The following is a 13,473-nucleotide window of genomic DNA, read 5'->3' as shown; positions in this document are numbered from 1 at the left end:
GTCGGTTTCCTCGCTCAGGCGTAGACGTCGCGGGTCAGCTCTTCGGGCGCCGGGTATGGGCTGGCCTCGGCGAAGGCGGCGGCCACCTCCATCCGTGCCCTGACCGTCTCCTCCATCCGGGTGGCGGATGCGGCATCCAGCAGCCCGTCGCGCTCAAGCCGGCGGCGCAGCAGGGCGACGGGGTCGCGCTCGCGCCAGCCGGCCAACTCGCCGGGGTCGACGTAGGACTGGTCGTCCGGCTCGAAATGGCCGCGCAGCCGGTAGGTCATGGCTTCCAGCAGGAAGGGCTTGCCGGTGCGGCGGATGGCGGCGACCGCGGCGGCGGCGGCCTCGAACACCGCCAGCGGGTCGTTGCCGTCGACCACCGCGCTGTCGATGCCGTAGGCGGCGGCATGGCCGGCGATGCCGTCGGCCGTCATCGTCTCCTTGCGGTGGACGAAGGCCTGCCACTGGTTGTTCTCGCAGACATAGAGGATCGGCAGGCTCCACACCGCGGCGAGGTTCAGCGATTCGTGGAAGCGCCCTTCGCAGGCCGCCCCGTCGCCGAAGAAGCAGACGACGATGCCGGGGCCGCCCTGCATCGAGCGCGACAGCCCCACGCCGGTCGCCAGCGCCAGCTCGCCGCCGACGATGGTGGAGGTCAGGACGACGCCCAGCTCCCTGGCGGAGATGTGCAGCGACCCGCTCTTGCCGCCGCAATAGCCGCCGCTCTTGCCCTGCACCTCGGCCAGCATCCGTCCGGGGTCGGCGCCGCGGGCCAGCAGATGGCCGGCGCTGCGGTGGTTGGTGAGGATCAGGTCGTCGGGCGTCAGCGCCGCGACGACGCCGACGGCCGACGCCTCCTGCCCGATGGCGGTGCAGGTTCCGGCGGCGCGGCCGCGGCCATGCAGGTCGACCAGGGTTTCTTCGTAGGCCCGGATCAGCATCATGCGCTCCAGCATCATGCGTTCCAGGGCCTCCACGGGAGGGAGGGCGGTCATGTCGGTCGGCTCCGTGACGTTGTGTGCGGAACGGACCCTACGCAGGCAATCGCCGCCGGCTTGCTAACTGTTGCCTAACGGAATGCTAAAATATTCGTAACCGTTTCTGACCCGATAACTGTCGGGATGGAAAGTAAAGCCGGACGGTGTTCACGACGTCTCCTGGAGGAGGAGCGGCTTCGCCACCACCAGGCGGAAGCGCCCGCGTCCGGTCTTTTCGATGCGCAGCACGCCGCAGCGCTCCGCCAGCCGGCGTTGCAGCAGGATCAGCCGCGCTTCCAGATTCTCGGCGAAGTCGGGCAGCGGGATGTCGGGGGCCAGCCGCAGCTCGCGGTTGGTGAAGTCGGTGCGGCCGAGCGTGGTGTGGTCGCGCACCAGCTTCCACAGGATGGCGCCGGCCACGCCCTTGATCAGATAATCGTGGTCGACGAACACGCTGTCGTCGGCGGCGTAGTGGCGCACCACCACCGGGGCGCCGCCGGCCTGCGGGCAGGCGGCGGGAACGGGCGCCACCTCCTCCGCCGGGGGCAGGGCCTGCATCAGCGCGCCGAGCTGGGCGGCCAGCGTCGCCAGCGCATCCTCGTCGTCGTAGGTGAAGCGCATCTCCTGCCGGCTCTCGACGAACAGCACGCCGGCCAGCCGCCGCCCGGCCAGGATCGGCACCGCCAGCTGGCTGTGCGGCCGGTCCAGCCCGGGAAAGGGGATCTCGCGGGCCGGGCCGCCGGTCAGCCCGGCGTCCTCCGCCCCGTCGCGGGCGGTCAGGCTGTAGGCGACGTCGCTGGTCATGTGGGTGATGCGGATCGGCACCCGTTCCCGTGCGGCCACGCCGATCACCCCCTCGCCGGGCGCCACCTCCGACCCGACGCCGGAGGAATCGTAGCCGAGTGCCGCGACGGTGAAGAGCCGGTCGGTCGCCGCGTCCGGCATCAGGATCAGCGCATGCTCGACCCCGAACAGCCGCCGCAGCACGCACAGGCTGTGGTCGAGCAGTTCCGTCAGGTCGGCGCAGCCGCGCAAGGCCTCGCAGGCCCGCCGGGTCGCCGACAGAAGGCTCCGCTGGGCGACCGGCGCGGGAAGGGGCGCGCCGCCGGGCACCGCCTCGATTGCCGTCACCCGGTAGAGGTCGGCGCCGAGCAGGCGGAACACGTCCTGCATTCCGACATGGGAGGCGATGCCGGCCAGCTTGGCCTTCATGCTCTCGAACAGCGGACCGCTGGTCTCGGTGCGCAGGTAGCACAGCTCCATCCGGTACTGCGCAGCGGTCGGCGGGTCGATCAGCTGCAGGACGGCGATGGGGTTTGCCAGGATGTTCGCGCGAGTCTTGTTGAAGAACTGATAGGACAGCGCGACGTGGTCGGGATCGACGTAATGGACCTGCGACAGCAGCGAGACGTTGGGCGTTCCGTCCGGCGCACAGGTGGCGATGGTCGCCGGGACCGCCCCTTCCAGGCAGGCGCGGATCGCATCGAGCGTCAGGGAGGCGCTGGTGGCGGCACTCATGGCGGCACCGCGGTGCCGGCCTTCGGGCCCGGTGTCTGGTCGTAGAGCCGCGACGGGCAGAAGCGGACCATTGCCAGTGTGGCCGGGTCATGCGCCATCAGGGCACGGGTGAAGGCGTCGCCGTAGCCGATCAGCGCCAGTTCGGCGGAGAAGGCGTCGACGTGGCGGGCGGCCAGCGCCGTCGCCTCGGCATCCGCTGCGGTGACGATGGCGTCCTCGCCGGTCAGTTGGATGGAGATATGCGTGCTCGGCTCGGTCGCCGCCAGGGCGAAGCGTCCGGTCTCGGCAACTGCAGCCAACAGGGCGGCGTTCGCCGTCCGGTCGAGGCAGACGCCGATCCAGGCCCCGTCGGCCGGCACCTGCACCGCCAGCGCCCGCCCGACCCGCGGTCGGTTCGCCCGGTCGCTCGACGATACGACCAGGCTGACGCCACGCTCCAGGAAGGTCAGGATCGCCTCGCTCAGACCAGCCCGTGCCGGCCTTCCACCCTCCGGCCCCACTCTGTCCGGCCACCCGCCCCGCTGCCCGTCCCGCTGCCCGCCGTTCGCCACGAAAGCCTCTCCGGTCGTCCAGCCCCAGACTACCAAGAGGTGGGCGGCGGCAGCAAACACGCACACGATTGCCGGCCGTGACCGGATGGGGAGGGGGAAGCCGCCGCCGGCTGTGCCGGCAAGGCGCTGCCGGGAAAAGCCATGCGCATGACCCAAAGCGGGCTGTCGGCCATTGGCGCGAAGCGATCCGCCGCGCGTTGCCACCGGCTCGGTGCCAATGAAGAGTCTAATATAGACGCTATATCATCTTTCGCGGCCATTAAGTTGCGATGAAACCGGGGTTGGGGATATCCCGAATTTCAATTACGCAGACTGACGCGATATAAAATTTCAACATGTGCCTTGCGGCGACGTGGCGAACGCGATGACGCGGTGAATGCGGTGAAGAAAAATGGCCGATCTCAGTGGAAGCGTTGTTATGGACTGCGTTGGCCCGATGACGCTCATCGAAGTCGAGGACGTTCGCGACCGGCTTCGGGATTCGCTGAATTCGGCTGGCCGGGTCGATGTCGATTGCAGTGAAGTCGGAGAGACATCGATCTGTTTCATTCAACTTCTGCTGGCGGCACGCACGAGCGCAGCCGGGCGGGGCATCGGCCTTCACCTCAAGCAGCCGATCTCCGCATCGATGCGCGATGCCCTCGAACGGGGCGGCTTCATCGGTATGTCCGGACCGACGCGCAAGGCGGATGAATTCTGGATTGGAGTGCCCTGACATCATGGCGAAGACCATACTAGCCGTCGACGATTCCGCCAGCATGCGCCAGATGGTGAAGTTGACCCTGTCCTCTGCCGGTTATCAAGTGGTGGAGGCCGCGGACGGGCGTGACGCTCTGGTCAAGGCGAAGTCCGGCAGCTTCAATCTGGTGCTGACCGATCTGAACATGCCGAATATGGATGGCCTGACGCTGATCCGTGAATTGCGGACGCTGCCGGCCTATCGCGGCATCCCGATGGTCTTCCTGACCACCGAATCCGACGCCGCCAAGAAGGCCGAAGCCAAGGCGGCCGGCGCCACCGCCTGGATCGTCAAGCCGTTCCAGCAGGACCAGCTGCTGAGCGTCGTCCGCAAGATCGTCGGCACATGACCGGCGGCGACCCGGGCCAGGTCTTCCGCGAAGAGGCGGCGGAGCTTCTGGCCGATCTCGAATCCGCACTGCTCCGTCTGGAGCAGAATCCCACCGACCGCGAGCCGCTCGACACCGCGTTCCGCGCCCTGCACACGATCAAGGGCTCCGGCTCGATGTTCGGGTTCGAGGCTGCGGCGAGCTTCACCCATCATCTGGAAAGCGCCTTCGACCGGATGCGCAAGGGCGAACTGGCCGCCACGACGGCGATGATCGGCATCGCCCTTGCCGCCAAGGACCATATCCGCATCCTGATCGAGGACCCCGCCAGTGCCGACCCTGCCGTAGCAGACGGCATCCTGGCCCGGCTGGCGGACCTGAGCGGCAGTGCCGCGATGTCCGCTCCCCTTGGCCGGGAGCACGACGACGAGGAAAGCCCGGCGACCTGGCGTGTCCGGTTCCGGCTCGCTCCCGACGCGCTGGAGCGCGGAACCAACCCGCTGCTGCTGCTCGACGAGCTGCGCGGGCTGGGCGAGGCCAAGATCGTCGCCCTGACCGACGACGTTCCGCCGCTGGAGGCGTTGGAACCGACCAGCTGCCACATCGGCTGGGAGCTGATCCTCACCACCACCCATCCGCGCTCGACCATCGAAGACGTGTTCATCTTCGTGATCGACGAGACCGAACTGACCATCGAACCGATGTCTGCGATGCCGGAGCCGGGGGCGGAGCAGGAGCCGGTGCCGATGCCCGTGACGGCGATGGTGGCCGGGCCTGTCCCGTCGAAGGAGCCGGCCCCGTCGAAGGCGGACGGAGCGGCCGAAAAGGGCAGGGCGCAGCCGGCGACCAATTCGATCCGCGTGCCGGCGGAGCGGCTCGACGATCTTATGGATCAGGTCGGCGAGCTGGTGATTGCGCACGCCCGCCTGAAGCAGCTGATCTCCGACAGCGTCGATCTCCAGATCAAGTCGGTGACCGAGGAGATCGAACGGCTGTCCAACGGGCTGCGCGACATCACCATGGGCATCCGCATGGTGCCGGTGGAATCGCTGTTCGGCCGCTTCCGCCGGCTGGTCCGCGACCTCTCGCAGGAACTGGGCAAGGACGTGGCGCTGACGATGTCCGGCGAGGAGACCGAGCTGGACAAGACGATGATCGAGCGGCTGAACGACCCGCTCGTCCACATCATCCGCAACAGCCTGGATCACGGGCTGGAGCCGGCGGCGGAGCGCGTGGCGGCCGGCAAGGCGCCGCAGGGCCGCATCCACCTGTCGGCCCGCCATGCCGGAACCCGCGTGCTGATGACCATCCGCGACGACGGGCGCGGGCTGGACCGTGACCGCATCCGGGCCAAGGCCGAGGAGCAGGAGCTGATCCCGCCCGGTGCCAAGCTGTCGGATGCCGAGCTGTTCCAGCTGATCTTCCATCCCGGCTTCTCGACGGCGCGGACCTTGACCAGCGTGTCGGGCCGCGGCATCGGCATGGACGTGGTCAAGCGCACGATCGACGGGCTGCGCGGCACCATCGAGGTGTCCAGTCTTCCCGGCGGCGGCACCGAGATCACGCTCGGCCTGCCGCTGACGCTGGCGATCATCGACGGGCTGCTGGTCCGGGTCGGGCAGGGGCGCTATGTGATCCCGCTGTTCGCGGTGGAGGAATGCGTCGAGCTGCCGGCCGATGTCGAACGCCGCCATGCCAACCGCAATTTCCTGAACATCCGCGGTGCGCTGGTGCCGTTCCTGCGTCTGCGCGACAGCTTCGCCGTCCGTCATCCGCCCGATCCCTATCAGAAGATCGTCATCATCTCCTCCGGCGACAAGCGCGTCGGTCTGGTGGTCGATCAGGTGCTGGGCGACCACCAGACCGTCATCAAGTCGATGTCCAAGCTGCATGCCGGCGTCGCCAACTTCTCCGGCGCCACCATCCTGGGCGACGGCTCGGTCGCGCTGATCCTCGACATCGCGCAGATCGTCGCCGCCGGCCAGACGCAGGAACTGCGGCGCGAAGCCTGCTGAGCGCTCCTCAAAAGCGAACCGATTCCACCGACAGACCTCACAGGGAGGCCGGCATGGCCGTCACCGGGACAGAGACCTTTGAAGCGCTGACCCTGGGGCTGGGCGGCGAGATCTTCGCCATCGACGCCAATTCGGTCCACGAGATCCTGGACATCGTTCCCCAGACCGAGGTTCCGGGCGCGCCGCCGCTGGTCGGCCACCTGATCAACGTGCGCGGCAAGGTGGTGCCGCTCGCCGACCTGCGCATCCGCTTCGGCATGGAGCGCACGCCGCCGACCATCGACACCCGCATCGTCGTCGTCGAAATCCTGCTGGACGACGAGCCGACGGTGGTCGGGCTGCTGGCCGACAAGGTCCATGAGGTGACCGGCATCGCCGGCGCCTCCATCGAGGACACGCCCGACATCGGCATGCGCTGGAACCCCGACCTGATCAAGGGGATCGGCAAGCGCGGCGACGACTTCATCGTCATTCCGGACATCGTCCGCATCTTCACGACCCACTGAACTCAGGACAACGGAAACCAGACCGGCCAGCGCCGTCCCAACCATCGGACAGGCCGCACCGGTTCGCGGAGCGAGGAACGACCATGCGCATCTCCATCAAGGCCAAAATCGTCGCGGCATTCGGCACGGTCATCCTGCTGTCCGCCGCCACCGCCGGCATCGCCCTGAACGGGCTGTCGGACCTGAACCAGAAGATCGAGGAACTCGTCAGCGTATCGTCCCAGCGGATCAACGTCGCCCGCCAGATGCCGACCACGGTCTATCTGATCCAGCGCGAGGAGAAGAACTTCCTGCTGTCGAGCAGCGAGGAGGACATGGATCGCTTCGACAAGGGAATCCTGGCCCGCCGTGAGGAGTTCAAGGGCGTGCTGGAGCAGTATCGGCGCGTCGCGGATGCTGATGGCCTCCGCAAGCTGGCCCAGATCGAAGCCCTGATGACGGAGTTCAACGCGGCTCAGGACAAAGTCCGCTCCATCGGTCGGATCCACTCGAATGCCAAGGGTGCAGACCTGCTGACAGGCTCCGGCAACGAAGCCGTTATGGCTGCGCAGGAGGCTCTGCGCCCGTTGCTCGACCGCGTCGAGAATGGGACACAGGCGACGGCGGAACAGACGGCCATCGCCCATTTGATCCGGCGCATGACGACCGATTGGGGCACCGCACGGATCATCGTCAGAAACTCCCTGCTCGTTCCAGACGATGCGGCGACGGCCGCGATGCTCAAACCGCTGCCCGATCTGTTGAAGAGCATTTCCCAGCAACAGGACCGCATCCGTACCCGCCTGACGAGCGAAGAGGACATCCGGGCATTCAATGTCTTCGTCGAGCGTTATCACGTTTATGAGCGCTTCACCGACGAGGTGATCGCGTTGTCGCTGAAGAACACCGAGGTCAAGGCCCTGGCGCTCTCCGTCGGCGAGGTGCGCACCGCCGCCAGCAAGCTGGCGCAGGCTGCCAACGATCTCGTCGCCGACGCCGAGAAGGGCATGGCGGCGGATCGGCAGGCGGCGGAGGCCACCTACGCCCAGATCCGCGCGGTCACCATCGGCGCCGTCGCACTCGCCCTGCTGGTCGCCATCGCCGCCGGCGCCTACATCGCCATTTCCATCGCCCGTGGCCTCGGCAAAGCGGTCGGTCTGGCCGATGCGGTCGCCATCGGCGATCTCGGCCAGAAGGTGGAGGTGTCGACCGACGACGAGATCAAGGATCTGGTGACGGCGCTGAACAGCATGACCGCCAACCTGCGGGCGACCGCCGAGGTCGCCGACGAGATTGCCCGCGGCAACCTGACCGTCCAGGCCCGTCCGCAGTCCGACAAGGACACGCTGGGCCTGGCGCTGGAAACCATGCTGGAGAAGCTGCGCGGCGTGGTGACCGACGCGCTGTCCGCCTCCGACAATGTGGCGGCGGGCAGCCAGGAGCTGTCGGCCAGTTCGGAGCAGCTGTCGCAGGGCTCGACCGAGCAGGCGTCCGCCGCCGAGCAGGCGTCGGCCTCGATGGAGGAGATGGCCGCCAACATCAAGCAGAACGCCGAGAACGCCACCCAGACGGAGAAGATCGCCCGCCAGTCGTCCAAGGACGCCCAGGCGTCGGGCGAGGCGGTCAACAAGGCGGTGCAGGCGATGCAGACCATCGCCGAGAAGATCAGCATCGTGCAGGAGATCGCCCGCCAGACCGACCTCCTGGCGCTGAACGCCGCGGTCGAGGCGGCGCGGGCCGGCGAGCATGGCCGCGGCTTCGCCGTGGTCGCCTCCGAGGTGCGCAAGCTGGCCGAGCGCAGCCAGGGGGCGGCGGCGGAAATCAGCTCCCTGTCGGCGGAATCGACCAAGATCGCCCAGGAGGCCGGGCAGATGCTGGGCCGGCTGGTGCCCGACATCCGTAAGACCGCCGAACTGGTCGAGGAGATCAGCGCCGCCTGCCGCGAGCAGGACATCGGCGCCGAGCAGATCAACCAGGCGATCCAGCAGCTCGACAAGGTGACGCAGCAGAACTCCAGCGCGTCGGAACAGATGGCCGCGACCTCGGAGGAGCTGTCGTCGATGGCGACGCAGCTTCAGGACACCATCTCGTACTTCACGGTGGAGGAAAAGGCCGCCGCCCGCTCCGCAGTCCGCAGCCCGGTCGCTGTGGCCGCTCAGGCCCGGCCGGCGCATGCTCAGCCCCCAGCCCCGGCCCCGGTTCCGGCCGCCCGCCGTCCGGCGACGACGGTTACCCTGACGCACAAGCCGGCGGCGAAGCTGAACGGCAGGGACCGCGGCGTGAAGATCGCGCTGGAAGGCGGCAGCGGCCCCGACGCGCTCGACGCCCGCTACACCGCGTTCTGATCGCCGGGCCGTTTCCCATGCAAGGAGGGATGGTGCTTGCAGCGCCATCCCGCCGTTCCGTCCCCCGAACCGGAAGCCGCAGATGACCAGCGCGACCGCGCCCCGCGAACCGGCGCAATATGTGACGATCGGCATCGATCGCGAAGTGTTCGCCATTGAGGTCGCCATCGTGCGCGAGATCCTCGATCTCCAGCCGATCACCCGCCTGCCGCACGCGCCGTCCTTCCTGGTCGGCATGATTGACGTGCGGGGGCAGGGGGTGCCCACCGTCGATCTGCGGGTCAAGCTGGGCCTGCCGGCGGCACAGCCCACTGCCAACACCCGGATCGTCGTGCTCGACGTGCCGCAGCGCGGGCAGTCGATCACCGTCGGCGTCATCGCCGACCGGGTGTTCGAGGTCACCGCACTCGACGAGCGCGGGTTGGAGACGCCGCCCCAGGTCGGCGGGCGCTGGCGGTCGGACTGCATCCAGGCCATCGGCCGCTCCAACGGCACGTTCGTCATCGTCTTCGACATCGCCCGGCTGTTCGCCGAGGACGACGTGGCTCTGCTGGACATGGCCGACGGTATGGCGAGCCTGATGGCGGACGGGGTGTCATGATCGATCACGACGATCCGCAGCCAGAGGAAGGATCGCGGCGGTCGTCCTCCGACACCCTGTCGGAGCGCGACTTCGCCCGGCTCGCCGCCATCATCGAGCGCCATGCCGGCATCCGGATGCCGCCCGGCAAGCGGACCATGGTGGAAGGCCGTCTGCGCCGCCGTCTGCGGGCGCTCGGTCTGCCGGATATGAACGCCTATTGCCGCCATGTGCTGGACGACGGCGGGCTGGACGGCGAGATGGTCGACCTGATCGATGCCGTCACCACCAACAAGACCGACTTCTTCCGCGAGATCGAGCATTTCCGCTACCTGATGGGCACCGCCATTCCGGCCCTGTCCCGTCTCCCCCACCGGCCCGGCCAGGACCGCCCGCTCAAGATCTGGAGTGCGGCCTGTTCGACCGGGGCGGAGCCCTACACGGTGGCGATGCTGCTGCTCGACCGTGCCGGCACCGGCACGCCGATCCGCCACGAGATCATCGGCACCGACATCTGCACGGAAGCGCTGGCCGCCGCGAAGACCGCCGTCTACCCGCTCGACATGGCGAAAATGGTGCCCGCCCCCTTCGCGTCACGCTATCTGATGCGGTCGCGCGACGACGGCAATCCCACGGTCCGGCTGGTGCCGCCGGTCCGCCAGTCGGTCCGCTTCGGCCATCTCAACGTGATGGATCCGGTCTATCCGGTGGCGAGCGACATGGATGTCGTCTTCTTCCGCAACATCCTGATCTATTTCGACAAGAAGACGCAGCAGAGGGTGCTGGAGAAGCTGTGCGGCCATCTGCGGCCCGGCGGCTACCTGTTCGTCGGCCACAGCGAGACCATCGCCAACATGGACCTGCCCGTGAAACAGGTGGGTTCCGCCATTTTCGTCCGGAGCTGAACGATGGGCCAGAAGATCCGCGTGCTGATCGTCGACGATTCCGCGACCGTCCGCCAGACCCTTGCCGGCATCCTGTCGTCCGATCCGCAGATCGAGGTGATGGGGACCGCCGCCGATCCCTACGCCGCCGTCCGCCGCATCGCGGAGGAGGCGCCGGACGTCATCACGCTCGACGTCGAGATGCCGCGCATGGACGGCATCACCTTCCTGCGCAAGCTGATGAGCCAGCACCCGATCCCGGTGGTGATGTGCTCCTCGCTGGTGGAGGATGGCAGCGAGACGCTGATGCAGGCGCTGGAGGCCGGAGCCGTCGACGTCATCCTGAAGCCGCGGATCGACACCCGCCAGAGCCTGCTCGACGCCCAGGTCCGCATCTGCGACACGGTGAAGGCGGCGGCCCGCGCCCGCCCGCGCCCTTCCGCCCGCCCGGCCTCCGCCGCCGCCACTCCCACTCCGCTCGGCCGCACCCGCGCCCCGGAACCGAAGCTGAGCGCCGACGTGATGATGCCGGCCCCCAGCGGCGGGGCGATGGCCCGCACCACCGAGCGCGTCATCTGCATCGGCGCGTCCACCGGCGGCACCGAGGCCCTGCGCGAGGTGCTGGAGGCGCTGCCCGCCGACAGTCCCGGCATCGTCATCGTCCAGCATATGCCGGAAAGCTTCACCGCCGCCTTCGCCCGCCGGCTCGACAGCCTGTGCGAGATGACGGTGCGCGAGGCGCGCGACGGCGACACGGTGCTGCGCGGGCAGGTGCTGATCGCGCCGGGCAACCGCCATATGCTGCTGCAACGCAGCGGCGCCCGCTATCTGGTGGCGGTGAAGGAGGGGCCGCTGGTGTCGCGGCACCGGCCGTCGGTCGATGTGCTGTTCCGGTCGGCCGCCCATTGCGCCGGCGGCAATGCCGTCGGCGTCATCATGACGGGAATGGGGGACGACGGCGCCACCGGGATGCGCGAGATGCAGCAGGCCGGCGCCTTCACCGTCGCCCAGGACGAGGAGAGCTGCGTCGTCTTCGGCATGCCGAAGGAGGCCATCGCGCGGGGCGGGGTGGACAAGGTGGTGGGACTTTCGTCGATCCCGCGCGAGATCCTGCGCCATGACCGCTCGTGACCATATCCGCTTCCCCTGACGCATCCGTTTGGAAAAGGCTTCCGGCATGTACAGCACCGTTGACGCAGTGGCCCTCGGCGGTCCGGGCGGCGCCCTCCCGGCGGCTTCCCAGTCCGGCCCAGGCGCCGGCCCGGATACCGGACTGATCCGCTCGCTGAGCGCCGAACTGCGCGCCGCATCGGCGCCGATCGAGACGACCTTCCTGACGGTCGGCGAAACGCTGTCGCAGACGCTGGAGCGGATGACGGCCATCGCCGGCCGTTTCAGCGCCCTGTCCATGCTGATCGACAGCGAGGACGGCGCCGAGGCCTGCAAACGGTTGGGCACCGTCCGCAGCGTGACCGACGGCCTGGCGGGCAACCTCCGGCAAACGCTGGCCGATCTGAGCGATCTCGATTGCACGGGGGCCGATATGGCCGCCCTGCTCGCCACCCTGTCGAAGATCATCGGCGAGATTACCGCCCTGGCGATCAACGCGAAGGTCCAGTCGGTCCAGATCCGCACCGGCAGCGACGATTTCAGCGTGTTCAACCGGGAAATCGACCGGCTCCACCGTCTGGCCGAGGCGGCGACGACGCAGGCTATCGGACGCCTCGCCGATCTGCGCACGACCATGTCCGCGGCAAAGGACGGCGCCGGTGCGTTCGAGCGCGACAACCGCACCCGCCTGGACGATGTCGGCAGCCGTCTGCAGGCAAGCCTGGACCGCTTGACGGCATACCGCCGCACCGCGCAGGCGGCATCGCAGCGCTTCGTCGGCCGTGTCGAGGAGATCGGCCGGCGGATCGCCCGCTGCATCAGCGACCTTCAGGTCGGCGACTTCACCTGCCAGCGGCTGGCCCATATCGGCACGGCCATGGATGTGCTGGCCCTGCTGGCGGACCCGCCCCCGGCGTCATCCGTGGCACGGGACCTGCGATGGCTCGCCGAGCTGGAGCTGGGACACCGGCAGGATCTGTCGGCGGCGATCTGCACCCTCGAAATCCGCCAGTGCGTCGAGGCGTGCGCCGATTTCGGCAGTCAGGTGGCGTCGCTGAAGGACAATCTGGAAGCGCTTGCCCGCGATGCGGACAGCATCGCGCAGGAAGCCCGGGAGCTGTTCGGGTCGGGCGGCGACATCCCGGCTGCCGGCAAACCGGCAGGCAAGTCCGTTCTGCACGATGTCGCGGGCGACGTCGACCGGGCGCTGGAGCTGTTGCATCACTATCGCCGCTCCGACGACATCATCCGCAGGCAGGTCGGCGAAGTCTCGGGCGGCTTCGTCGCCATGGGGCGGGATGTTCTCGCCATCCGTTCCATCGACACCGACATGCGGCTGATGGGGCTGAACACGACGCTGAAATGCGCGCGCCTTGGCGATGCGGGGCGGGCGCTGGGCGTGGTTGCGCAGGAACTGCGCGCGTGCAGCCGCCGGACCGAGGACATGTCGAAGGCGATCTCCGAGGCGATCCATGCGGCCACCGACCGCGCGAACGGCCTGGACCGGCGGTCGGGCACCAACCATCGGGTGGCGATGGAGCTGGTGGATGCCATGACCGGCTCCATGGACTGCCTGAAGCGGCTGCATGCCGATCAGATGCGTTCCCTGTCGACCATGACCGGCGATTGCGCGGAGGCCTCCAAGGTGCTGACCGGCACGGTCGGCCGATTGGGTATGGAGCTTCGGCTCGGCGGATTCACCCAGCGCTTCGTCGACCGGATGCAGCCCTATGCCGGACGGGGGGACATCCATGCCCCGGGAATCTCCGACGACATGAACCGGCTCTTCGCGTCGCTGTATACCGCCGAAAGGGAGAGAAGCATCCATTCCGAGCTTTTCGGTGGCCTGCAAGGCGGCCGGGGGCCAACCGGCCAGGAGAAAGCCGGCCCGGAGAAAAGCGGCCAGGAGCAGGGCGGCGAGATCGACGAGTTCTTTCTTTGAGACATTGCCTTTGA

At 68.3% G+C, this 13,473-nt stretch carries 12 protein-coding genes; 9 read left to right on the top strand and 3 right to left on the bottom strand.

The features are described from left to right. Window positions 1-14: 14 nt before the first annotated feature. The 3 genes from ACWPN8_RS29445 to ACWPN8_RS29435 form a co-directional block, all read right to left on the bottom strand. Complete coding sequence (locus tag ACWPN8_RS29445) at window positions 15-980, bottom strand: thiamine pyrophosphate-dependent dehydrogenase E1 component subunit alpha (RefSeq protein WP_492243323.1); 966 nt, start codon at window positions 978-980, stop codon at window positions 15-17. A 150-nt stretch (window positions 981-1,130) separates the two neighbouring features. Continuing rightward, window positions 1,131-2,480, bottom strand: coding sequence for a GAF domain-containing protein (locus ACWPN8_RS29440; protein WP_492243322.1), 1,350 nt, complete (start codon window positions 2,478-2,480; stop codon window positions 1,131-1,133). Beyond that, window positions 2,477-3,031 (bottom strand): hypothetical protein, encoded by a 555-nt coding sequence (locus tag ACWPN8_RS29435; RefSeq protein ID WP_492243321.1) that lies wholly within the window; start codon window positions 3,029-3,031, stop codon window positions 2,477-2,479. Before ACWPN8_RS29435 ends, ACWPN8_RS29440 begins: the two co-directional genes overlap by 4 nt. Window positions 3,032-3,422: 391 nt before the next feature. On the opposite strand from ACWPN8_RS29435, the gene ACWPN8_RS29430 reads away from it, so the two are divergent. The 9 genes from ACWPN8_RS29430 (at window position 3,423) to ACWPN8_RS29390 (ending at window position 13,459) form a co-directional block, all read left to right on the top strand. Beyond that, entirely contained in the window at window positions 3,423-3,746 is a 324-nt protein-coding gene (locus tag ACWPN8_RS29430; protein ID WP_492243320.1) for an STAS domain-containing protein, read from the top strand. Window positions 3,747-3,750: 4 nt separating this feature from the next. Continuing rightward, entirely contained in the window at window positions 3,751-4,119 is a 369-nt protein-coding gene (locus ACWPN8_RS29425) for a response regulator (protein ID WP_492243319.1), read from the top strand. Further along, on the top strand, window positions 4,116-6,113 hold the full coding sequence (locus ACWPN8_RS29420) for a chemotaxis protein CheA (protein WP_492243318.1): 1,998 nt from the start codon (window positions 4,116-4,118) through the stop codon (window positions 6,111-6,113). Before ACWPN8_RS29425 ends, ACWPN8_RS29420 begins: the two co-directional genes overlap by 4 nt. 53 nt (window positions 6,114-6,166) lie before the next feature. Next, window positions 6,167-6,619, top strand: a complete 453-nt coding sequence (locus tag ACWPN8_RS29415) for a chemotaxis protein CheW (protein ID WP_098734811.1) — start codon at window positions 6,167-6,169, stop codon at window positions 6,617-6,619. Window positions 6,620-6,702: 83 nt separating this feature from the next. Further along, entirely contained in the window at window positions 6,703-8,943 is a 2,241-nt protein-coding gene (locus ACWPN8_RS29410) for a methyl-accepting chemotaxis protein (RefSeq protein WP_492243317.1), read from the top strand. Between the two features lie 82 nt (window positions 8,944-9,025). Beyond that, complete coding sequence (locus tag ACWPN8_RS29405; RefSeq protein ID WP_492243316.1) at window positions 9,026-9,544, top strand: chemotaxis protein CheW; 519 nt, start codon at window positions 9,026-9,028, stop codon at window positions 9,542-9,544. Next, window positions 9,541-10,428 carry a CheR family methyltransferase gene (locus ACWPN8_RS29400; RefSeq protein WP_109095505.1) on the top strand — a complete coding sequence of 296 codons (888 nt, stop codon included), beginning with the start codon at window positions 9,541-9,543 and terminating at the stop codon, window positions 10,426-10,428. The genes ACWPN8_RS29405 and ACWPN8_RS29400 overlap by 4 nt, the downstream gene beginning before the upstream one ends. Window positions 10,429-10,431: 3 nt before the next feature. Further along, window positions 10,432-11,538 (top strand): protein-glutamate methylesterase/protein-glutamine glutaminase, encoded by a 1,107-nt coding sequence (locus ACWPN8_RS29395; RefSeq protein ID WP_109095504.1) that lies wholly within the window; start codon window positions 10,432-10,434, stop codon window positions 11,536-11,538. A 46-nt stretch (window positions 11,539-11,584) separates the two neighbouring features. Beyond that, entirely contained in the window at window positions 11,585-13,459 is a 1,875-nt protein-coding gene (locus tag ACWPN8_RS29390; RefSeq protein ID WP_492243315.1) for a methyl-accepting chemotaxis protein, read from the top strand. Window positions 13,460-13,473: the final 14 nt, after the last annotated feature.

This window comes from Azospirillum sp. UENF 112521, from assembly GCF_058780665.1.
This window is presented reverse-complemented; position numbering and strand designations above follow the sequence as displayed.

Coding starts and splice junctions, on each gene's coding strand:
- ACWPN8_RS29400 (WP_109095505.1), top strand. CDS start 9,541: ATGATCGATCACGACGATCCGCAGCCAGAGGAAGGATCGCGGCGGTCG.
- ACWPN8_RS29420 (WP_492243318.1), top strand. CDS start 4,116: ATGACCGGCGGCGACCCGGGCCAGGTCTTCCGCGAAGAGGCGGCGGAG.
- ACWPN8_RS29425 (WP_492243319.1), top strand. CDS start 3,751: ATGGCGAAGACCATACTAGCCGTCGACGATTCCGCCAGCATGCGCCAG.
- ACWPN8_RS29395 (WP_109095504.1), top strand. CDS start 10,432: ATGGGCCAGAAGATCCGCGTGCTGATCGTCGACGATTCCGCGACCGTC.
- ACWPN8_RS29390 (WP_492243315.1), top strand. CDS start 11,585: ATGTACAGCACCGTTGACGCAGTGGCCCTCGGCGGTCCGGGCGGCGCC.
- ACWPN8_RS29445 (WP_492243323.1), bottom strand. CDS start 980: ATGACCGCCCTCCCTCCCGTGGAGGCCCTGGAACGCATGATGCTGGAG.
- ACWPN8_RS29415 (WP_098734811.1), top strand. CDS start 6,167: ATGGCCGTCACCGGGACAGAGACCTTTGAAGCGCTGACCCTGGGGCTG.
- ACWPN8_RS29405 (WP_492243316.1), top strand. CDS start 9,026: ATGACCAGCGCGACCGCGCCCCGCGAACCGGCGCAATATGTGACGATC.
- ACWPN8_RS29410 (WP_492243317.1), top strand. CDS start 6,703: ATGCGCATCTCCATCAAGGCCAAAATCGTCGCGGCATTCGGCACGGTC.
- ACWPN8_RS29430 (WP_492243320.1), top strand. CDS start 3,423: ATGGCCGATCTCAGTGGAAGCGTTGTTATGGACTGCGTTGGCCCGATG.
- ACWPN8_RS29440 (WP_492243322.1), bottom strand. CDS start 2,480: ATGAGTGCCGCCACCAGCGCCTCCCTGACGCTCGATGCGATCCGCGCC.